The sequence below is a fragment of the Hymenobacter cellulosivorans genome, assembly GCF_022919135.1.
GTDB classification, from domain to species: Bacteria; Bacteroidota; Bacteroidia; order Cytophagales; family Hymenobacteraceae; genus Hymenobacter; species Hymenobacter cellulosivorans.
Map to the genome: position 1 here is coordinate 3,117,623 of NZ_CP095049.1, position 21,388 is coordinate 3,139,010.

At 62.6% G+C, this 21,388-nt stretch carries 19 protein-coding genes; 9 read left to right on the top strand and 10 right to left on the bottom strand.

Going from position 1 to position 21,388, the window contains the following annotated elements; genetic code table 11:
* Complete coding sequence (locus MUN80_RS13260) at nt 1-498, top strand: hypothetical protein (protein WP_244713519.1); 498 nt, start codon at nt 1-3, stop codon at nt 496-498.
* A 26-nt stretch (nt 499-524) separates the two neighbouring features.
* Here MUN80_RS13260 and MUN80_RS13265 read toward each other — a convergent pair whose 3' ends face one another.
* From MUN80_RS13265 to MUN80_RS13280, 4 genes are all read right to left on the bottom strand, one after another.
* Entirely contained in the window at nt 525-1,979 is a 1,455-nt protein-coding gene (locus MUN80_RS13265) for a 3' terminal RNA ribose 2'-O-methyltransferase Hen1 (RefSeq protein ID WP_244713523.1), read from the bottom strand.
* Nucleotides 1,980-2,101: 122 nt separating this feature from the next.
* Nucleotides 2,102-2,974 (bottom strand): EamA family transporter, encoded by an 873-nt coding sequence (locus tag MUN80_RS13270; RefSeq protein ID WP_244713527.1) that lies wholly within the window; start codon nt 2,972-2,974, stop codon nt 2,102-2,104.
* 82 nt (nt 2,975-3,056) lie between these two features.
* The gene (locus MUN80_RS13275) at nt 3,057-3,434 is read right to left on the bottom strand and encodes a cupredoxin domain-containing protein (protein WP_244713530.1); all 378 of its coding nucleotides are present in this window, start codon (nt 3,432-3,434) and stop codon (nt 3,057-3,059) included.
* Between the two features lie 202 nt (nt 3,435-3,636).
* Nucleotides 3,637-5,907, bottom strand: coding sequence for a heavy metal translocating P-type ATPase (locus MUN80_RS13280; protein ID WP_244713533.1), 2,271 nt, complete (start codon nt 5,905-5,907; stop codon nt 3,637-3,639).
* Between the two features lie 383 nt (nt 5,908-6,290).
* On the opposite strand from MUN80_RS13280, the gene MUN80_RS13285 reads away from it, so the two are divergent.
* The 8 genes from MUN80_RS13285 to MUN80_RS13320 all read left to right on the top strand — a co-directional run bounded on the left by MUN80_RS13285 (nt 6,291) and on the right by MUN80_RS13320 (nt 15,617).
* Nucleotides 6,291-6,764: a hypothetical protein gene (locus MUN80_RS13285; protein WP_244713535.1), complete on the top strand. Its 474-nt coding sequence runs from the start codon at nt 6,291-6,293 to the stop codon at nt 6,762-6,764.
* A 239-nt stretch (nt 6,765-7,003) separates the two neighbouring features.
* Nucleotides 7,004-7,933, top strand: a complete 930-nt coding sequence (locus MUN80_RS13290) for a DUF8832 domain-containing protein (protein WP_244713537.1) — start codon at nt 7,004-7,006, stop codon at nt 7,931-7,933.
* A 37-nt stretch (nt 7,934-7,970) separates the two neighbouring features.
* A complete protein-coding gene (locus tag MUN80_RS13295; RefSeq protein WP_244713539.1) occupies nt 7,971-8,774 on the top strand; it encodes a DUF305 domain-containing protein in 804 nt (267 codons plus the stop codon).
* 152 nt (nt 8,775-8,926) lie between these two features.
* Nucleotides 8,927-10,150 (top strand): TolC family protein, encoded by a 1,224-nt coding sequence (locus tag MUN80_RS13300; RefSeq protein ID WP_244713541.1) that lies wholly within the window; start codon nt 8,927-8,929, stop codon nt 10,148-10,150.
* A complete protein-coding gene (locus MUN80_RS13305) occupies nt 10,150-10,764 on the top strand; it encodes a hypothetical protein (protein ID WP_244713543.1) in 615 nt (204 codons plus the stop codon). Before MUN80_RS13300 ends, MUN80_RS13305 begins: the two co-directional genes overlap by 1 nt.
* Complete coding sequence (locus MUN80_RS13310; RefSeq protein ID WP_244713545.1) at nt 10,748-11,896, top strand: efflux RND transporter periplasmic adaptor subunit; 1,149 nt, start codon at nt 10,748-10,750, stop codon at nt 11,894-11,896. The genes MUN80_RS13305 and MUN80_RS13310 overlap by 17 nt, the downstream gene beginning before the upstream one ends.
* 110 nt (nt 11,897-12,006) lie before the next feature.
* Entirely contained in the window at nt 12,007-15,282 is a 3,276-nt protein-coding gene (locus MUN80_RS13315; protein WP_244713547.1) for an efflux RND transporter permease subunit, read from the top strand.
* Between the two features lie 128 nt (nt 15,283-15,410).
* The gene (locus MUN80_RS13320) at nt 15,411-15,617 is read left to right on the top strand and encodes a heavy-metal-associated domain-containing protein (RefSeq protein ID WP_244713549.1); all 207 of its coding nucleotides are present in this window, start codon (nt 15,411-15,413) and stop codon (nt 15,615-15,617) included.
* Between the two features lie 76 nt (nt 15,618-15,693).
* On the opposite strand, the gene MUN80_RS13325 is transcribed toward MUN80_RS13320, so the two are convergent.
* From MUN80_RS13325 to MUN80_RS13350, 6 genes are all read right to left on the bottom strand, one after another.
* Nucleotides 15,694-16,296: a TIGR04282 family arsenosugar biosynthesis glycosyltransferase gene (locus MUN80_RS13325; protein WP_244713551.1), complete on the bottom strand. Its 603-nt coding sequence runs from the start codon at nt 16,294-16,296 to the stop codon at nt 15,694-15,696.
* Nucleotides 16,297-16,330: 34 nt separating this feature from the next.
* Nucleotides 16,331-17,377 carry an arsenosugar biosynthesis radical SAM (seleno)protein ArsS gene (arsS, locus tag MUN80_RS13330; RefSeq protein ID WP_244724891.1) on the bottom strand — a complete coding sequence of 349 codons (1,047 nt, stop codon included), beginning with the start codon at nt 17,375-17,377 and terminating at the stop codon, nt 16,331-16,333.
* A gap of 39 nt (nt 17,378-17,416) precedes the next feature.
* On the bottom strand, nt 17,417-18,463 hold the full coding sequence (locus tag MUN80_RS13335) for a methyltransferase domain-containing protein (RefSeq protein WP_244713553.1): 1,047 nt from the start codon (nt 18,461-18,463) through the stop codon (nt 17,417-17,419).
* Nucleotides 18,464-18,679: 216 nt separating this feature from the next.
* Nucleotides 18,680-19,567, bottom strand: a complete 888-nt coding sequence (locus MUN80_RS13340) for an SDR family oxidoreductase (RefSeq protein ID WP_244713555.1) — start codon at nt 19,565-19,567, stop codon at nt 18,680-18,682.
* Entirely contained in the window at nt 19,560-20,558 is a 999-nt protein-coding gene (locus MUN80_RS13345; protein ID WP_244713557.1) for an NAD-dependent epimerase/dehydratase family protein, read from the bottom strand. The genes MUN80_RS13340 and MUN80_RS13345 overlap by 8 nt, the downstream gene beginning before the upstream one ends.
* On the bottom strand, nt 20,558-21,250 hold the full coding sequence (locus MUN80_RS13350) for a TIGR04283 family arsenosugar biosynthesis glycosyltransferase (RefSeq protein ID WP_244713559.1): 693 nt from the start codon (nt 21,248-21,250) through the stop codon (nt 20,558-20,560). Before MUN80_RS13350 ends, MUN80_RS13345 begins: the two co-directional genes overlap by 1 nt.
* Nucleotides 21,251-21,388: the final 138 nt, after the last annotated feature.

The following is a 21,388-nucleotide window of genomic DNA, read 5'->3' on the forward strand; positions in this document are numbered from 1 at the left end:
ATGAAACTATCAATCGAACGACTTATCAGAGAAGATGACATCAGTCCACTCTTCTGGGGGATGAACGAAACGGACCTCCTACGAATATGGCCGCACATGGCCAACGATATCCGGGAAGGTCGGCAGAGCAAAACTCCGCTTTTAAACCTGGATGAAGTCGAGCTCTATTTTACCAAGGATTATTACCAGGGTTTGAGCCAGCTGATTATCCAAGTATGGGCCATTGAACCAGCTGCCGAAACGCAGTATCTGGACTTTGGCTGGATCAACAATCGGGTAACTTTGGGAGCAGTCCGGAAGCTTTTAACCAGCCGGGGCTGGGAGTATGAAGAAGGACCAAACCCTGGCTATGCAGCGCCCTTGCTAATGGTTGAAAAGCGGGCAGCTTTCCTGTTTCAGAACGCTGAAGACGGCTACCTGCTAGAGAAAATCGTCATCTACAGTCCCGAAGATGCGCTCCGACGCTACCAGATTGCGCAGAATATGAAGCGGCTATAAATAATCCGCCCCGCCTGCTGATTGGCTTACCGCTCAAACACCGCTAGCTGCGAGGGAGCCCCGAATTCCGCCGCTTCCGGTCCCAGGGGCTCGACGCGCACGTGGTAGCCGTGGCGCTCGGCCACGCCCGTGGCCCACTCTGCAAACTGCGCCCGGCTCCACTCAAAGCGGTGGTCGGTGTGGCGGAAGTCGCCGGCTGAAAGCTGCTCGTAGCGCTGGTTATAGTCGGCATTGGGCGTAGTTACCAGTACAGCCCCGGGCTGGGCGCGGGCAAACACCACCTGCTCGAAGGCCGCCAGCCGGTTTTCGTCGAGGTGCTCTATGACCTCTACCACGGCGGCCGCGTCGTAGCCGGCCAGGCGCGGGTCGTGGTAGAGCACCGAGCCTTGCGCGAGAGTGAGCCGCTCGCGCTGCCGCGGCGGCATTTCGGCCACGTGCAACCGCTCCTGGGCCCGCTGCAGCTCCCGCATCGACACGTCCATGGCCAGAATAGATTCTACCTGGGGCAGCTTGAGCAGGCGGCGCACCAGCTTGCCTTCCCCGCAGCCCAGATCCAGCACGCGCTTGGCACCCAGGCGGCGAATTTCCTCGGCTACCCGGTCCAGGCGCACATCGTGGAGCTTCTGCTTTGCGGCGGCCGGCTCGGGTTGGTCGGGCGTCGGGAGTTCGGCTTCTCCGGAATTGTCCTCCGCTTCGGCCGCCAGCGGCAAAATGTCTTCCAGGGAGTCGTCCGCGGCGGCTTCGTCGCCGGCGAGCAGGCGTTCCAGGGTCGGGTTGACGTACTCGGCCAGGTTGCGCAGGTAGCGGCGGGTGATAAACTCCCGGTCGGGGTGCTGGGGCAGCCAGGCCGCGCCCCGGTGCAGCAGCTTCTCGGCCTCCTGAGCATTTACCCAGTAGTGCTTGTCGTTGTCGAGCACCGGAATCAGCACGTAGAGATGGCTGAGCAAGTCGCGCAGGCGCAGGGCCGAGTGACGCAGGCGCAGGGTGAAGTAGCGACTGTTACCCCAGTCGGGCACCGTCGGGTCCAGGACGTGGGCCTCGGTTTCGACTTCGTAGCCCAGGGGCGCAAACAGGCGCACGAGCTGCTCGGCGCTGGCCGCGGGCATCACGGCTACGGTAGCTTCCAGGGGCAGCAACACCTCGGGCAGCTCGGGGCGGTCCTTGCAGGTGCCGTTCATGGCCGTGTTAAAGGCCTTAATCAGGGCCGCACTCAGAAAGGACGAGGCCACGTAGGGCCGGTCGTTGACGTACTGCTCCAGGGCAAACCCTTCGCCGGCCGGCCCGCGGTGGTTGCGCACCAACGCCACGGGGTCAATATCGAGCAGCACGGCCGCCGTGCACCGCTCGGGTGTGGCTTCGGGGTAGAAAATATGCACCTGGCCACCGGCTACTTCCAGGGTTTGCAGGCGGGCCGGGTTCTTGTGCAGCAGGTAGCCCAAATCGGTGGCGGGCTGGTGGGTAGTAGTAATGGTAAGCAGCATCTAGTTCGGATAAAGCAGAAAGAATGAGGCTGTAATCAAAGGTAGACGGCATTTGCCCAAATGCGGCTAGCCGCGCAGCAGTCAGTTTTGCTATACCTGCTTTGGTAAGGCCGCCCGCTACCTTATTCGCCGCCGTGCGCGGGCTGCGGGCGGCTGGTGGTAAGCGTTGAGCCCGCGCTGGCCACCACAATGAAAAGTACCGCCAGCCATTGGGCAACGGTCAGGTTTTCGCCCAGCAGCAGCCAGCCAGAAAGGGCGGCGGCGGCCGGTTCCAGGCTCATCAGGATGCTGAAGGTACGCGTGGGCATGGTGCGCAAAGCCTGCATTTCCAGTGAAAAGGGCAGCACGCTGGAAAACAGGGCCAACAAACCCGCCAACAGCAGCAAATGCGGCGTCAGGGCCAGCAGGCCGCCGCTGCCTACCCCAAACGGCAGCACCGGCAAGGCCGCAAACAGCATGCCCACCGTCACGGCTACCGGGCCCGGCAGAGCTGCTGCCGTGCGCTGCCCCAGCACGATATACACCGCCCAGCACCCACCGGCGGCCAGCGCCAGAACCATGCCCAGCAAGTCGATTCCCTGCCCGCCCCAGGGCGCAATCAGAGCAATGCCGGCCGCGGCCAGCGCCACCCACACAAAGTCGAACCAGCGCCGCGAACCCGCCAGGGCCAGACTCAGCGGTCCAATAAACTCCAGTGTAACGCCTAAACCCAGCGGAATCCGGGCCAGGGCCTCATAAAACAGGAAGTTCATCGTGCCCAGCGCCAGTCCGTAGGGAATTACCTCGCGCCACTGGGCCGCGCGCAGCTGCCCCAGCTTCGGCCGAACTACCACCAGCAGCACCACCGCCGATAAGCCGATCCGTAGGCTAGCAGCCGTAGCCGGCCCGAGCACTGGAAATAGGCCCTTGGCAATAGCCGCTCCGGCCTGCACGCTTACAATGGCGAGCAACACGGCGGGCAAGGGCGGAAGAGTAAAGCGGGAGGAATTGTTCATCTAAGCCTGACTGCCCCGGCTACTTCACCCGGGGCGGCTGCAAAAGTGGACATTTCCCGGGCCGCAACCCAGGCCCAGGCCGCTATTTCACGACCAGGCTGCCGCGCAGCATGCCCATGCCACAGGTAAACTCAAACCGGCCGGCCTGCTGGGGCAGCAGCTCCACCAGCGTCGTCTGGAAGGCGGGCAGCTCCCGGCGAATGCTGAAATCCGGAATCAGGAGCTCCTCGGAGCAGCTGTTGTCCTCGGCACGGTAGAAGCTCAGCTGCACGGGCTGACCCCACTCCACCTCTATTACGTCGGGCGAGTACCCTCCCTTGACGGTAATGGCTACCGCCTGGATACCGCCCGAGCCGGACACGGCAGTCGTGATATGGCGGGTCGAAAAGAAGAAGTACCAGATGACATACGCAGCCAGGCCCAGCCCGCCCAGCGTAACAAGAATTTCGGTAGTATCCATGAGGGTTCCAGAGAAGTTATACATGCGGTACGCAACCGGTTGAATGCGGCGCGACGCTCTGCTTCGCGCTACACCATTCTGAGAAGCTGCTTGAGCTTCATAGGAGGTATTTTGCGCACCAAGTGACAGCGTCAGTATGCACGATTTTCCATTTTGCCTGAAGCGTCAGCCAGTTGCCATGACGTTCAGTCTGGCGATAACCCTACCGGGCCGTAAAGCCGCGCAGACGCAGGGAGTTGGTTAGCACCGATACCGAGCTCAGGGCCATGGCCCCAGCCGCCAGCATGGGCGAAAGCAGCCAGCCAAAGACCGGGTAAAGCAGACCGGCTGCCACGGGGATGCCTAGCGTGTTGTAGATAAAGGCGAAAAACAGGTTCTGGCGAATAACGCGAATCGTTTGCCGGCTCAGGGCAATAGCCGTAACCACGCCCTGCAAATCGGAGCGCATGAGGGTGATGCCGGCCGCTTCCATGGCCACGTCGGTACCCGCGCCGATGGCCAGCCCGATGTCGGCTAGGGCCAGGGCCGGCGCGTCGTTGATACCGTCGCCGACCATAGCCACAGTGCGGCCTTCGGCCTGCAGCTCCAGCACTTTACTGGCCTTGTCCTGGGGCAAGACTTCGGCAAAGTAGCGCGTGATGCCCACTTGCCCGGCCACGGCGGCGGCCGTTTGCGGGTTGTCGCCGGTCATCATCACCACCTCGATGCCTTGCTGTTGCAGTTGCCGGATAGCTGCGGCGGAAGTGTCGCGCACGGTATCGGCCACGGCCAGCACGCCCACGCCCTGGCCGTCTATGGCCACGTAAAGCACGGTTTTGGCCTGGCTGAGCAGCTGCTGGGCGTGCGTTTCTAATTCCGGCGTTAGCGCAATTGCTTCTGCAGTTAGCAGGCGGCGGTTGCCGATGAGCACCGTTTGGCCCTCAACCGTGGCGGCGGCGCCGTGGCCGGCTACGGCCCGGAAGTCGGTGGCGGGTAGCGCGGTGTAGTGCTGGGCATCGGCGTAGCGGACAACGGCGGCCGCCAGCGGATGTTCACTTTGCCGCTCCACGGCGGCTACCAGCTGCAGCAGGCGGGCTGCGTCCTGGCCGGGCGCGGCCGCAAAGTCCGTCACGGCAGGCTCCCCACGGGTGATGGTGCCGGTTTTGTCGAGCAGCACCGTGTTGACCTGGTAGGCTTTTTCCAGGGCTTCGGCCGAGCGAATAAGTACGCCGTGCTCGGCACCCTTGCCGGTACTGACCATGATGGCCGTGGGTGTGGCCAGGCCCAGGGCGCAGGGGCAGGCAATGATGAGCACGGCCACGAAGTTGACCAAGGCCAGCGGCAAACGGCTTTCCACCGGAGCCAAATCAAACCAGAGCACAAAGGTCAGAATGGCAATGACAATGACCGTGGGCACGAAGATGGCGCTGACTTTATCGGCCAGGCGCTGAATCGGGGCCCGGCTGCCCTGGGCGTCTTCCACCAGCTTCACAATCTGGGCCAGCATCGTGTCGGCCCCCACTTTGGTAACGCGGAAGCGGAAGGAGCCGGTTTTGTTGAGTGTGGCCCCAAAAACCGGGTCGCCCGGCTGCTTTTCCACCGGCAGACTTTCCCCGGTCAGCATGGCCTCGTCCACGGCTGAGGTGCCTTCCAGCAGCACGCCGTCGGTAGCCACTTTCTCGCCCGGGCGCACTACTATCACGTCATGAAGCTGCACCTGCTCGATGGGTACGTCGATTTCCTGGCCGCCGGGGCGCACCACCCGGGCCGTTTTGGCCTGCAAGCCCAGCAGGGTTTTAATAGCGGCTGAAGTTTGGGTTTTGGCCCGTTGCTCCAGCACCTTGCCCAGCAGAATCAGGGCAATGATGGTGGCCGTGGTGTCGTAATAGACTTCGGGCATCAGGCCCCGGTTCGTAAACCAGCCCGGCGCCACGGTGGCGGCCAGGCTGTAGAGAAACGCGGCCCCAGTGCCCACCGCAATCAGGGTATCCATGTTGGCGGCGCGGTGGCGAAAGCCGTTCCAGGCCGAGGCGTAAAACTCCCGCCCACTGTAGAGCAGCACCGGCAGCGTGAGCAGCAGCAGCAGGTAGTTGAGTGTTTGCATATTGATGCGCTGCATCAGGGCAGGCCAGAGCATGAGCATACTCAGCGGCATAATTACCACCGACAAACCCACGGCCACCCAGAACCGGCGCTTAAGCTGCTGGTAGGCTTGCGCTTTCTGCTTGTCAATGGCGGCCTGGCGGTCGGCGGCGCTGGTGTCCGGGGCGCGCTCGGTCACGCCGTAGCCGGCTTTTACCACGGCTTCTTTGAGGGTATTGGGGGAGGCCTGGTCGGGCAAGTACTGCACGGTGGCCTTTTCGGTGGCATAATTCACCAAGGCACTCTGCACGCCGGGTGTGCGGGTCAGGGACTTCTCCACGAAGGCTGCGCAGGAGGCGCAGGTCATGCCTTCGATGTCGAGAGTCGTGGTTTCGGGAGCGGAAGTATTCATAGCAACACAGCTAAATCAAAGTGGGAAAGGGCCCGGTGGCCGCCGGGAGCGGCTTGCCTCGGGACCATACAAAGGAACAAGGCCGCCGGGCGGAAGTTGGTACGGAATCCTGCCAGAATCTTGCATAATTTGTATAGGGCCCACGGCAGTCGACTTACATAATTGCGCTGCATACTTGCAGAATATTGGTCGGCCTGGTTTCGCTAAACCAGGGGAGAAGCAGCCACCAGTTTCCTCCTAGCGTCTTTTTCCAGCCTTTTCACCGCCGGTCTTCCGTACCCAATGGAACCCTTTGCCGGTTTTGGTAGTAAAGAATGAGCCGCCGACTTTCGCCGCTGGTTTTCTACTTTTGCGGGAGCGTAGTGCCTCGTTTGTTGCCCGTCATGTTTCGTAGCCTGTTCCCTTTGCGCCGTTTGCTGGCGACGACCTTTCTGGTCGTCTTCGTCAACGTGTTCGTGGGGCAGTGCTGGTGCGCGACGCTCACCGCACCGGCTGCCCGCGCCGCTCAGCCGGCCCCGTGCCATACTGCGCCGGTGCCGGTTGCTAAGCCCAGCTGCCACGGCCACGCCAAAGCCAGCGGCCCGCAAAAAGCCCACAAAGCCCCGGCCCACGCCCCAGCCGGCAAGCACGATTGCTGCAAAGACAAGTCGGCTTCGCTGCTCTCGGCCCTGACTAAGCCGAACGACAAGGGCTTTGCTATGCCCACCCCGGCCTTGCTGCCGGCCGTGCAGGACTTCCACTTCCGGCCCGCCGCCGGCCAGTGGGATGTTGCAGGCAACGTCGTGCTCGTACCTGGGCACTACTTGCCCCCCAAAATCCCCGATATCCGCATTTTCATCCAGTCCCTGACGGTCTGAGTGCTTTGTTGCGCCCCGGTTCGTACCCGCATGGCCTTGCTATGTCCGGGGCGGGCCGGGGCGCGGCTGTGTAGCGGGCTTTTGCCGCTTGTCCGGGTCTGAATTGGCCCCGGCCTGCCGCCGGCCCCGAAACCCTTTGCTGCTTCGAAACATGGTTGGCCACGCTAGCCAACTGCTAGCGCCCTGAGCGCCTTGCCGGCCCCACCTGGGCCGCTTCATCTCCCTTTTTTCTTCTGACTATGAACCGCGTATTTCTTTCTGCGCTGGCTGCGGCCGGCTTGTTTTTCCTGGCTAGCTGCTCCTCCGATTCGGCCAGCAGCACTGCTACTTCTGAGGCCACACCTACTGCGGCTGGTGCCGAGCACGCCGGGGCGCACACCTATTCCTGCCCGATGCACCCCGAGGTCATCAGCGACAAACCGGGCAGCTGCCCCAAGTGCGGCATGAACCTAGAACACACCGACAAGGCCGACAACGGCAAAACCTACCAGATGCAGCTGACGGCCACACCTGCCCAGCCCGCCGCCGGGCAGCCGGTGCAGCTGGCTTTCACGCCCCAGGAGGTAGGCAACGAGAAAGCCCCAGTACCGCTGGCCGTGGTTCACGAGAAGAAGATGCACCTGATTATCGTTAGCAAGGACCTCTCGCAGTTTTACCACGAACACCCCGAATTTACGGCCCAGGGTAATTACCGCGTGCCTTTCACCTTCGCCAAAGGCGGCGATTACGTGCTGTTTCAAGACTACACGCCCGACGGCAGCGGCCACCAGCTTGGCCGCCAGTCCCTCACGGTGAGCGGGCCGAAATACACGCCCGTCACGTTCAGTAAAGACCAGATGCAGTGGCGCGGGCAGGGCTATCAGGCCACGCTTTCTTTCGACAAAGGCCTGAAAGTGGGCCAGCTGCTGGGCATGAAAATCAACCTGGCCAAGGACGGGCAGCCGGTGACGAATCTGGACAACTACCTCGGGGCTTTGGGCCACGTGGTGGTCATCAGTGAGGACACTGAAAAGTACCTGCACGTGCACCCCAACGACCAGGCCGACAAAGGTCCCACCATCGGCTTCAACACCACTTTCGAAGCGCCCGGCCTCTACCGCGTCTTCCTGCAGTTCAACCACGGCGGGCAGATTCATACCGCCGACTTCACCATCAACGTGGCGGCCTAAGCCCGGCTTTTCTCCCTCTTTACTTTCTCCAATACCCATGAAAACCTCCGCTTTCTTCCTCGCTGCCCTGTCGGCTGGTACCCTCTTGCTCAGCAGCTGCGGCAACAACCAATCGGCCGAAACCAGCACTACCGCCGGTACCGCGGCCGCCGCTGATTCGGCTGCCGGTGCCGGCCACTCGGCCATGCACCACGGCGCGGCCGCCCCCGACATGATGGGGCTGATGCACGGCATGATGAAAAACATGGACAACCTGCCGGCCGCCGGCAACACCGACCACGACTTTGCCCACATGATGATGGCCCACCACAAGGGGGCCGTCGAAATGTCGGCTCTGGAGCTCAAGGAAGGCAAAGACGCCACCCTGCGGGCTATGGCCGAGAAAATCAACGCCGACCAGCAGCAGGAAATTCTGGCGCTGGAGGAATTTGCCACCCGCCTCGACGGCGCCCCGGCCAACTACAAGCCCGAAGACCCCGCTGACCCTTTCACCAGCCAGATGAAGGCCTCCATGGACGGGATGATGACCAACATGGGCCCGGCCAGCGGCAACGTCGACCAGGATTATGCTGCCCTGATGATACCGCACCACCAGAGCGCCGTGGAGATGGCCAAGGCGGAGCTGGCCCACGGCCGCGACACCAAGCTCAAGCAACTGGCCCAGCAGATGATTACGGCCCAGGAGCAGGAAATCAAGCAGTTCAAGGCCTGGCAGACCAAAAACGGCGGGGAAACCAAGCCCGCCGCGGCCATTTACGAGTGCCCCATGGGCGACAGTGCGCCCAGCAACTCCCCCGGCAAGTGCCCTAAGTGCGGCATGAACCTGGAGAAAAAAGCCTAGTCCGGCGCCTGGTGGCACGGAGCTTTGCTTTGCGCATCGTGGCACGACGAGCAATGGTGCCTTGCTATTAATGATTGTGCGGCGATGCGTGAAGCAGAGCTTCGCACTACTCTCCCGCTAAGGCCGCGCCGCCTTTGTTTCCACACTTTCCAATGAACACACTTCGAATCGGCCACTTACTGCTCGGGCTGCTGGGTGCCGGCGCGCTCCGGGCCCAGCAGGTAGTGGTGCGCCTCGACAGCGCCGAGCAGCAAGCCCTGCGGCAGCACCCGCGCCTGCGCCAATCGGCCGAGGAAATAGCCGAGCAGCGCGCCCTGAAGCGCGGCTCCTTCGCCCCGGCCAACCCCGACTTTCTGCTTTCGGCCCCCACGGGGGAACGGTGGGCGCCGGGTGTGGTCCAGACCATTGACTTGCCCAACGTGTACCGCCGCCAGGCCCAGGCCACTCAGGCCAGCCTCACATTGGCCGAGCGGGGCCGCGACGTAAACCGCGCCACCGTGCGCCGCGACGTGCGCCAAGCTTACCTCAGCCTGCAATTTGCCCAGGCCCAAGTTCGGCAGCTCACCTACCAGGATAGTTTGTTTCAGGCCTTGCAAAACGCCACCAACCGCCTCTACGCTGCCGGGGAAGTAACGGCTCTGCAACGGGTAAGCACCGAGGCCGAGGCCCGCCAAATCCGCAACCAGCTCGACCAAGCCACCATCGAGCGGCAGGCCGCCCAACGCCGGCTCGGGCTGCTGCTCGGCCAACCTGAGGCCGACCTGGTGGCCGACACCGACTTGCGCCAAACCGGCCCCGCGCTGGCCCGCACCGGCACGGAGTTGCTGGCGGCCCTGCCCGCGCAGGATAGTGCCGCCGTGCCCCAGAGCCCCACGCTGGCCTATTACCGGCAGAATGTGGCTCTGAGTCAGTCGGGTGTCAGTTTGGTGCGGGCCCGGCGCACTCCGGCCCTCACGGTAGGCTACCAGAACCAGGCCTTCGAGAATTCGGCCCTGAAGTACCGGCTGCAGTTTGGCGTATCGGTGCCGGTCTGGTTCTGGACTTACCGCGCCCAGCTGCAGGCGGCCACGGCCCGGGGCAAGGCGGCCGAGGCCCAGCTGCAAGTACAAAGCCTGGAGCTGGGCACCGCGTACCAGCAGGCCCTGGCCGACACCCGCAAATTTGCTTCCTCGCTCAGCTACTACGAGCAAACCGGCCTGCCCCAGTCCCGGGCCATTATCAGCCAGGCGCAACGCCTGTTTCGGGCCGGCGAAATCAGCTACCTGGCCCTAATTCAAAGCCTGAACCAGGCCTTTACCATCCAGAACGCCTACCTGACCACCATCCGCGACTATGGGCAGGCCATCATTGCACTAAACTACCTGCGGGGGTCCTAATGAAGAATCTGTTGCTGTTTTTGCTGGCCCTGCTGCTGACTACCGGGGCCTACGCCCACGGGGGCGAAGACCACGGCGGCACGGCCGCCCCCTCGGCTGGCCCGGTAGCTACTACGTTTTCGGTGGCGGCCCTGTCCGAGAAGTTTGAGTTGCTGCTGCGCTTCGAGCCTCTGGAAAAAGGCACCCCGGCCGACATGCGCCTGTTCGTGTCGGACTACGCTACCAACGCCCCCGTTCAGGGTGCGAAAATAACCGTGACCAGCCCGGAAGCTGCGGACCTGAAGTTCACCGTCACGGAAAAAGCGCCGGGCTCTTACCTAGTGGAAGGGCAGTTTCCGGTCAATCAGAAGTACAGTTTGGCCGTCAACATCGTGGCCGGTGACCGGGCCGACCTTATGCTGCTTTCGGGGGTGGAAGTGGGCAAAAAGCTACCCGTGGCCGCCGGACCTGCAGTGGCAGCGCCTTCCCTGTTTTCATCCTGGCAAAACATCCTGCTGTTGCTCGGGGCCTTTGCCTTGGGCATTGTGCTCACCGCTTTTTTGATGCGCCGCCACCACCGCCCGGCTACTATTTCCACCACTACTTCGCCTGCTGAGTATGAAAACCACGCCTAAACTCCTGGCTGCCACTGCTGTCTTGGGCCTTGTGCTGAGCGTATTGCTGCCCCCGCCCGCCCAGTTGTGGGCCCACGGCGGCGAAGACCACGGCAATACGGCCGCTGCCCCGGGCAGCGTAGCTCTGACCGATGCCGTAGCCTTGCCCAAGGAAAGCCAGTTTCTGTTCGGTATTCGCACCGAGTTGGCCCGCTACTCTGCCACCTACAGCCGCCTGACGCTGTACGGCACCGTGGCGGCGGCCAGTGGGGGAGAGGGCCGCATCGTGGTGCCCCAGACGGGCCGCATCGTGAGTTTGGCGGCGCGGGTGGGCCAACTGGTGCAGGCCGGGCAGCCCCTGGCCGTCATCGACCAGACCCTGGACGCCACCCAGCAGATTGGGCTGAGCACCGAGCAGGCCAACGCCCAGGCCGAACTGCGCGCCGCCCAGCAGGACTACAACCGCCTGCAAACCATAGCCGACATTGCCGCCCGCAAGGACGTGGTAGCCGCCGAGCTGCGCCTGCGCCAGGCCCGGCAAAACGCGGCTATTCTCAACGGGCAGGCCCGTACCCGCCGCGTGACTATTACCTCACCCATCAGCGGCACCATCGACGTGTTCAGCCTGGCCGTGGGCCAGCAGGTAACCCAGGGCGACGAATTGTTTCGGGTGCTGAACCCAGGCAAGCTGCGCGTCGAAGCCCAGGTTTTTGCCCAGGATTTGGCCGGCATCACGCCCGGGGCCGAGTTTCGGGTGGAAGGCCTGCAGGGACAGAGCGGTAGCGCCCCGGCCCGGCTTATAGTACTCAGCAACGTGGTAAACCCGGTGAACCAGGCCCGGCAACTGATTCTGGAGTTGGACGCGGCCGGCAGCAACCTGTTTCGGGCCGGGCAGGCCGTCAACGTGCAGGTGCTGGGAGCCGGCAGTAGCGCCGAAAAGCAACTGGTAGTGCCCACCACGGCCCTCACCGACCTCAATGGCAAGCCCGTAGTCTTCGTGCACACCGCGCCCGAGACCTTTAAAATCCACTACGTGCAGCCCGGCGCGGCCAACGGTGAGCAAACCGTGCTGCTCGGCGGCGACATCAACGAAAACGACCGGGTGGTAAGCGTCGGCACCTACCAGCTCAAGTCCATCTACCTCAATCAGTGAGGTGGTGAGATGGTGAAATAGTGAGTTGTCGTTCTGCTGGCGCTACTGGCGCGATTTGGATATCAACCTCACCATCTCACCACCTCACTACCTCACCATCTCCCTAGAAGATGCTGGATTATATCATCCGCTTTGCCCTGCAAAACCGCCTGCTCATGCTGGCTTTGGCTGTGGGCCTGCTCGTGGCCGGTTCCTATACCGCCCGGCAACTGCCCGTGGACGTGCTGCCCGACCTGGACCGGCCCCGGGTGACGGTGTTTCTGGAAGCAGCCGGCATGGCCCCCGAGGAAGTGGAAGCCCTGGTGACGCTGCCCGTAGAAACGGCCCTGAACGGGGCCACCGGTGTGGCGGCGGTGCGCTCCAACTCGGCCATCGGCCTGGGCATGGTGTTCGTGGAATTCGACTACGGCACCGACATCTTTACCGCCCGCCAAATCGTGGCCGAAAAGCTGCAGACCGTTGGCGAGCAACTGCCCGCCGGCATCACGCCCGTGCTAGGGCCTATTTCCTCGGTCATGGGCCAAATCATGCTCGTTGGATTGTCAACAACTACCCCTGCGCGGCCTGAGCCTAAAAACGAACAACCAGCAACGAACAACGAAAAAACCACCGCTGCGGACCTGCGCACCCTGGCCAACTACACTGTGCGCCAGCGCCTGCTCAGCATTCCCGGCGTGGCCCAGGTAATTCCCATCGGCGGCGACAATCTGCAGTATCAGGTGCTGCTGGATATGCCCCGCCTCAACGCTGTGGGCCTGACCATCACGCAGGTAGAAGACGCCTTGCGTCGCTCCAACCTGAATACTACCGGTAACTTCTTTGACCGCAACGGCTCGGAAGTGCTGATCCGCAACCTGGGCCGCCTGCACTCCGTCCAGGATATTGAGAACATCATTGTGGGCTACCGGGAAGGTTCGCCGATTACGGTCAGGCAGGTGGCCAACGTGGAGTTTGGGGCCCGCTTCAAGCGTGGCGACGGCAGCGTAAACGGGCAGCCGGCCGTAATTCTGAGCATCGAAAAGCAACCCGGCGCCGCCACCGTGGGGCTGACTCAGGCCGTGGAAAAAGCTTTGGTGGAGCTGCGGCCTTCTTTGCCCCGGGATGTGCAGGTGAACACCCGCCTCTTTAAACAGGCCGACTTTATCGAGTCCAGCATTAGCAACGTGGAAGAAGCTCTGCGCGACGGAGCCATTCTGGTAGTTATCGTGCTGTTGGCCTTTTTGCTGAACGTGCGCACCACTTTTATTTCGTTAGTAGCCATTCCGTTGTCGTTGCTGGTTACGGCCCTGGTGTTCCGTCTGGCCGGCATCAGCATCAATACCATGACCCTGGGCGGGTTGGCCATTGCCATCGGCGAGCTGGTCGACGATGCCATTGTGGACGTGGAAAACGTGTTTCGAAGGCTGCGCGAAAATCAGCAGCTGGCCCAGCCCAAGCCCGCGTTGCAGGTGATTTACGCGGCTTCCTCCGAAGTGCGCAACTCTATTGTGTACGCTACCATTATTGTGGTGCTGGTGTTTTTGCCGCTGTTTGCCCTCGAAGGCATGGAAGGCCGGATTTTCGCCCCGCTGGGCATTGCTTACATCACCAGCATCGTGGCTTCGCTCTTTGTTTCCCTGACGGTCACGCCGGTGCTGTGCTACTATTTGCTGCCGCGTATGAAGCAAATACGACAGGCCGAGCAGGAGGGAGGCTTGGTGCGCTGGCTCAAGCGCAAGGATACCGGCCTGCTGCACTGGGGGGTGGCCCGGCCCCGGCTGGTGCTGACCGCTACGGCCATCCTGTTTGCGGTGGCCGCGGCCCTGGTGCCGTTTTTTGGCACCGAGTTTTTACCGCCCTTCAACGAAGGCTCGCTCACAGTCAACTTCTCGGCGCCGGCCGGTACTTCGCTCTCCGAATCCAATAAGCTGGGCACCCTGGGCGAGCAGCAGATTCTGCAACTGCCGGAAGTGGCCTACACCGCCCGCCGCACCGGCCGCGCCGAGCTCGATGAGCACGCCGAATCGGTGAACAACTCCGAAATCGAGGTGGCTTTCAAAACTGAGGAGGAGCTGGAAAAAGAAGGCCGGACCATGCGCAGCCGGGACGAAATCCTGGCCGATTTGCGCCAGCGCCTAAGCCTGATAACGGGCGTCAACGTGAACATCGGCCAGCCCATCAGTCACCGCCTCGACCACCTGCTCTCGGGCGTGCGGGCCCAGGTAGCCATCAAAGTCTTTGGCAACGACTTGCTCGAACTGCGCCGCTACGCCAACGAAATCCGCGCGGCGGCCGGCTCGGTGCCCGGCGTGGTCGATTTGCAAGTGGAGAAGCAGGTGCAGATTCCGCAGCTGCTGGTGCGCCCCCGCGACGCGGCCCTGCAAGCCTACGGCCTGGAGCGGGGTCAGGTAGTAGCCACCTTGCAGACGCTGTTTCAGGGCGAAGTCGTGTCGCAGATGCTCGACGGGCAGAAGCGCTTCGATTTGATTGTGAAGCTACCCGAAAACCAGCGCAACGACGTGGCTACCATACATAACACCCGCATCGAAACGCCGGCCGGGGCCCTGATTCCGGTGAGCCAAGTGGCCGACGTGAGTTACGAGCCTGGGCCCAACACCATCAACCACGAAAACACCCAGCGCCGCATTACCATCTCACTCAACGTGGCCGGCCGCGACCTGGGCAGCACCGTGCAGGAAGTGCAGGCCCGCATCCGGGAGCAAATCAAGCTGCCACCAGGCTACTACCTGACCTATGGTGGGCAGTTCGAAAGTCAGCAGTCGGCGGCCCAGAAGATTCTCTGGCTGAGTTTGTTTTCGTTGGCGGGCATCTTCCTGGTGCTGTTTTCTCACTTCAAGTCCTGGCTGCTGGTGGCCCAGATCATGCTCAACATTCCGCTGGCTCTGATTGGCTCAGTGGTAGCGGTGCTGCTCACCGGCGGCACGTTCAGCATAGCTTCGCTCGTGGGCTTTATTACCCTCACCGGCATTGCCTCGCGCAACGGCATTATGATGATTTCGCACTACATCCACCTCGTGGAGCACGAGGGCGAGAAGTTCAGTAAGGAAATGATTATCCGGGGCTCGTTGGAGCGCCTGGTGCCGGTGCTGATGACGGCCCTGGTGGCCGCCCTGGCCCTGGTGCCGCTCACGCTGGCCAAGGACGCGCCGGGCAAGGAAATTCTCTATCCCGTAGCCACCGTCATTCTCGGCGGCCTGCTGTCCTCCACCTTCCTCGACATCCTTGTCACGCCGGTCGTGTTCTGGCTGCTGGGCGAAAAAGCCCTGGCCCAGTACCAGCGGGGCCACCACGAAGTCAGCCTGGACAGCCACCCGCAGGAACTGGCCGCCCAGCCTCTGATGCCACCTGCTGCCCAGAACGCCGGGCAACCCGCAGGGTCGCTTTGAGCCTACCGGCGGGAGAAATCCTGCAAGTTGCCGGCGCAATTCTGTACCCGCCGGGCGGCACAGGGCAGTACTTTTGGGTGTTTATTATGCCGAACCCGCCCGACTCCGGGCGGCCCAATTTTGCTCTTATGAAAACCCTGCAATTCAAAACCAACATCAACTGCGGCGGCTGCATCAAAGCCGTAACGCCCACTCTGAACGGCGAGCAGGCCATTAGCTCCTGGCAAGTCGATACGACCAGCCCGGATAAGATCCTGACCATCACCGGGGAGCTAGACGAAACCCAGGTTATTGCCCTGGTTGAAGACGCTGGCTTTCAGGCCCAGGCGGTATAGGGACGGACTTTGCCGCCAATAAAAAACGCCTGCATCGAGCAGGCGTTTTTTATTACTACCAGGTTCCAATACAGGCTTAACCCCGGCGGCTTTGCCAGGCCAGCAGGTCGCTGGCGGTGTCTACATCGCTCAGGGGCGGCAGTTGGGCCACGCGCAGGCCGAGGCGGTCGGCATCAGCCAGAGTATCGGCCAGCACGGTGTCGGTACTCCAGGCTTTGTTCTGGAAAAAATCAGGAATTAAGGTGTTCATGCCCAATAGGTAATAGCCACCATCCAGGGCCGGGCCCACAACTACGTCGTGACTGGCGAGGTGAGCAAAGGCCTGCTCTAAGTGCGTGCTGGTTAGCTCGGGGCAGTCGGTGCCGATAATGACGCAGCGGGTGGCGCCTTCAGCAAAAGCGGCGCCGAAGGCCTGGTGCATTCGTTCCCCGAGCTCCCCGGTAGGTTGGGGCCGCTGCTCGTAGGCTTGCCACTCGGTAAAGGCATTGGGCCCCAAAGGCGGTTCACCGGCCAGCCACAGGGTTTTGGTAGCCGCTACCCCATCGGCGGCCGCGCGCGTATGGTCTAGCAGCTCCTCGTATACGCGCAGGGCCTCTGCCTCCCCCACGGTATACGCCAGGCGGGTCTTGACGAGGCCCAGCGCTGGGTGCCGGGCAAAAATGAGTAGGTGTTTAGCCATAAGCCGGAGGATAGCAGTTTAAAACGAATAAAAGCTAGGCCACAGTGCCGCCGCAGCTGGAGCCGGCCCCGGCCGTGCAGCCGTAGCAGTGCTGGTTGACCACGATGCCGCGCTGGGCCAGAATGGCCGCGTCGAAGTCGCGGATGTGGCGCACGGGGCTGGCCACGTGCAGGTCCAGCATCTGGTTGAAGTCGCAGTCGTAGAGGCCGCCGTCCCAGCCCACGGAAATGGTGTTGCGGCACATCACGCCGGCCGCGGCCGCGGGGTTGAAAGCGTTGACCAGCTTTTCCATGTAGCCCGCATAGTTGCCCGACTCGATGAGGTAATCGAGGTAGCGGCTCACGGGAATGTTGGTAATGGCGTACAGCTCGTTGAACACAATGCTGTGGTCCTTGAGCAGCACCCGCTTAAACTGGTCCTGCAAGCCCTTCTGCCCGCCGGGCAAAAACGCCCCGGCCGGGTTGTATACCAGGTTCAGCACCAGGCCCGAGCCTTCCTGCCCGTAGCCCACGGCGTTGAGCATTTTCAGGGCCCGAATCGAGTCCTCAAACACCCCGTCGCCGCGCTGACTGTCGGTTTTGGCCGCGCTATAGAAGGGCAGGGAGCTGACTACTTCCACGCCGTGCTTTTTGAAGAACTCGGGCAGGTCGTAGTACTTCTTGTTGGCTACAATGATGGTCAGGTTGCAGCGCACCAGCACCTTGCGGCCCAGCTTGCTGATTTCCTCCACAAACCAGCGGAAGTCGGGGTTCATTTCCGGGGCTCCGCCGGTCAAATCCACCGTCGGAATGTCGGTTTGGGCCAGCGCGTCGAGGCAGTACTGCATGGTCTGCCGGGTCATGATTTCCTTGCGGTCCGGGCCAGCATCCACGTGGCAGTGCTTGCAGACCTGGTTGCACATCTTGCCCACGTTGATCTGGAGCACGGCCGGGGCCACGGGCGTCAGCGGAAACAGGCCCGCGCCGCCCAGCTTCTCGTGAAACAGGGGCAGGTGCAGCGTGTCGGCTACTTCCCGGCGCAGCACGGTGAGTTGAAACGACGAATCGGCCAGCTGGTGGCCCGTGGCCCTCAAGGACTTAATCATGAGCTCGGTAGTAAAGCAGTAGCAGGCAAACCGGGGTTAGCAGCAGCTGCCGGTGGTTTCGGTGGCCGCGGCGGTGCTGGCAGGAGCGGGGCCGCAGGGGAATAAGCCGAAATGCTGGTTTTTGGTGCCATCCACGCGGAAATGGGTGCCGTAGCGGGTCAGCGTGAGCATGTCGGCGGTGTTGCCGCAGACAAGCACCGGGCGGCCCGTTTCGAACACGTGGTGGTCGTCGAGGGTGAAGCTGTGGGGCTCGTCGGGGGAAGTGCCCAGGTAAGTGGCCACCTGACCGTAATCCTCGCACTGGTCTTCCAGGTCGAGCTTGAAGGCCCGCACCGTAAGAGAGTAAAACTTGATGTTGCCGACTTTGCGCTCAATCTCGGCGTTGCCGATGGTGAGGCGGCGCTGGGCCGTAAGGCGGTAGTCGCGGATGCCCAACTCGCGCAGCAGGCGGCGGAAATCCTCGATATACAAAGCCCCGCTGAGGCACTCGCCGTAGAGCACCGGGTCCTGGCGCAGGTTTTCGGGCACGCGCCGGTCCGAGAATACGTCGGCAATGAACAGCTCCCCGCCGGGCTTGAGCACCCGGAAAATCTCGCGGTAGGTGGCGGCCTTATCGGTACTCAGGTTCAGCACGCAGTTGCTGACGACCAAGTCCACGCTGTTGTCGTCGAGGCCGGCCGAGAGCAGGTCTTCGATAAAGCCGTGGCGGAATTCCACGTTGGGCTGCCGGTAGCCAAACCGCTCAGTGTGGGCCGCCACGTGGCGCCGGGCCACGGCCAGCTGCTCCTCGGTCATATCTACGCCGATGACGCGGCCCTGCTCCCCGACCAGCTTAGACAGCAAGTAGGCGTCGCGGCCCGAGCCCGAGCCCAAGTCGAGCACGGTGAGGCCTTCCACGGCCGAGGGAATGCAGACCCCGCAGCCGTAGTATTTCTCCAGCACTTCCGTTTCGAGCTGGGCCAGAATCTGCTTGTGGGCCGCCGGAATATCGTCGGTGCAGCAGGCGTTGGTTTTCAGGTCGTGGCTGGTTTGCAGCTCGGTGCCATAATAGTCCTGAACCTGGGCCTGAATATGTTGCTCCATGAGAAAGAGTAGCGTTAGATGAAAAGGAAGAATGCGCGCCGACTATGAAGTGCTGTCCAGGAAGGTGCCCGCCGCTTTCAGCTTAGGGCAGCTACGAAATTGGGTAGCCTCTCAGATTGGCATGTAAGCCCGGATGGGCAAAAAAAGCGGGCTAGTTTGGCTAATGGGGCCCGGCGAACAAGTTAACACATCTGCCGGGGTTCTGTTGCCGGAACATCATTCGTAAAAATGCCGCAGGCGTTGCGTGGTCTTGAGCACAATCCAGTCGCCGAGGCGGGGCAGCCAGGTGTGCACCAGCACGATAAGCCGGCCCAGGGCCGAAATAACGGTGCGCTGCCGCCGCCGCCGGATGTGGCTCAGGATAATGGCCGCCACCTCGGCCTGCGACTTTTGCCAACGGGGCGGGCGGTGGGCAATGGGCACGGGCTGCCCGGCCGCGTCGAGGACGCGCTTTTCCGGGTCGTTCTGGGTGAAGCCGATGTGGACCACGCCGAAGTGGATACCGGTGTGGGCTAGTTCCAGGCGCAGGGTGTGAGCCAGGTTCGACACGGCTGCCTTGCCGGCGCAGTAGGCCGAGCCGCTGGGCATGCCGTTCAGGGCCGAAATGGAGGAAATAAACGTGACGCTGCCCCGGGTTTGGGTTAGGTAGGGCAGAGCGGCTTTGAGCGGGTACACCGAGCCGTACACGTTGCTGTCGAGCACCTGACGGAATACCTCGGGCTGCATGTCGGCAAAGTAGGCCCGCTGGGAAATGCTGGCGTTGGTAATGAGTATATCGAGCCGACCAAAAGCCTGGATGGCCGTGGCAATGAGCAGTTCGCAGGCCGCATAGTCGGTTACGTCGGCCACGCAGCTGGCTACGGGCAGGCCGGCGGCTTCAAACTCCTGTCGGGTGGTTTCCAGGCGCTCAGCATTACGACCGTTGAGCACCACGGCCGCGCCCTGCTGCGCCAACTGCCGGGCTGTTTCGCGCCCAATCCCTGATTCAGAGCCGGTGACAATGGCCACCTTGCCCCCGAATCCTCCAGAGGCCCCCGTCAGGGGCGGCCAGATAGCCATTGGCTGAGCCGGGGCGGCCATAGCAGTGGGTTGGAAATCAGGCATAATGGTGGTCTTTAAACCAGGCCAGGGCTTCGGTCACGGCCGTTTCCAGGCTGGTCTGGGATAAGGTGAGCTCCGTGCGTGCTTTCTGCACCGAGAAATAATGCCCGTCGTTGGCTACGGCCGTCATGGCCGAGTTGAGCTGGGCCGGCCGGCCGGTCAAGTGAGCCTGCAAGTCGCAGAAGTGGCCGTAGAGCATGGCCAGACCGCCCGGCAACGGCCAGCGCGGCGGGGCCACGCCCAACACCCGGGCTATGCGGGCAAAAGCGTCCCGGTAGCTCAGGTTTTCATTGCCCAAAATGTAAGATTCGCCGACCCGGCCCTGGGTCAGGGCATTCACCGTGGCCTGGGCCACGTCCCGCACGTGCACGTAGTTTTTGCCGCCCGGTGGGTAGCCCGGCAGCTTGCCCCGGTAGAGTTCCAGCAACAGGGCGTTGGACGTCGGTTTGGCGTCGCCGGGGCCGAGCATAAACGTGGGATGCACCAGCACGGCCGGCAGCTGCTCCCGGGTCACGGCCTGCAGCACCAAGTCGGTGGCGGCTTGTTTGCTGTCCATGTAGTCGAGGCCGTAGGGCCGGCCGGCGTAGGGCTTGGTTTCGTCGCCGGGCCGCGCTTGGGTGCCGAAGCCGAAAACGTTGGCCGTGCCCACGTACACAAAGCGGCTGACGCCGGCCTGCCGGGCCAGCTGCAGCACGTTCTCGGTGCCGGTCAGGTTGGCGGCCCACACGGCCGGGTTACGGGCCGGATTGACCTGGGCCAGGGCCGCGGCGTGGACTACGGCCCCGCACCCATCGGCGCAGCCGGCCACGGTAGCGTACTGCGTGATATCACCTTCCTGGACCTCGATGGGTAGGGCCGAAAGCGGGGGCAACGGGCCAGAAGCTGCCGCGCTACGTACCAGGGCCCGGACCGGGTAGCCCCGCCGCAGGAGCTGCTCCACGAGGTGACGGCCCAGAAAGCCGCCCGCGCCGGTAACGAGAACTTTGGGCAGCATTAGCGGTAGTTGAGCATGGCCTTGTAGGTGCGGGCAATGCGGGTGGGGGCCACGTTGAGGAAAAACAGCGAAAAGGCCGTCAGATTGGCTAGCTGCACGCGCAGCCAGCTGTTGGTTTCGTACTTGCGGGCCGACACTACCACGTCCTGGGGCACAATCAGGAAGCGGGCCTGCCGCCGAATGCGCCGGATGATGTCGAAGTCCTCCATGATGCAGTAGTGCTCGTCGAAGCCGTGCAGGCGCTCAAACAAGCCGCGGGTGATGAACAGGGTCTGGTCGCCGCCCCGGCTCATGATGCCCTGGAAGCGGGTGCCGTAGCTGTTGAGGCGCAGCAGCGGGTGGCGGGAGTCGAAGCGGAACCGGTAGCAGCCCGCTTCGTAGCCCTCGGCTACCGCCTGCCGGATGGTGGCCACGTAGTCGGGGTGAATACCTACGTCGGCATGCACGAAATAAAGAATGTTGCCAGTGGCGTGCTGGGCGCCGTAGTTCATTTGGGCGGCGCGGCCGGGTTTAGGGCTTAGCAGTACCGTTGCGCCGGCTTGCCGGGCCAATTCGGCCGTGCCGTCGGAGCTGTTGGCATCTATTACCAGCACTTCTACCGCGCCGGTAGGCGCATACTGGTGCAGCTGCCGGACCAGATTGGCAATACCAGCAGCCTCGTTGTAGGTGGGAATGATGACGCTGAGAAGCATGGAGTAGCGCGGCGGAAAAGGAAAGCAGGTTTTATCCAGGCATTCTACGAAGGTTTCGGCCGGCAATGGCAGTATAAGCCCGCCGAAGTGGTTGCCCCGAAGAAGCCGTACTTTGCAGTCCTACGCAATGCGGCGGGC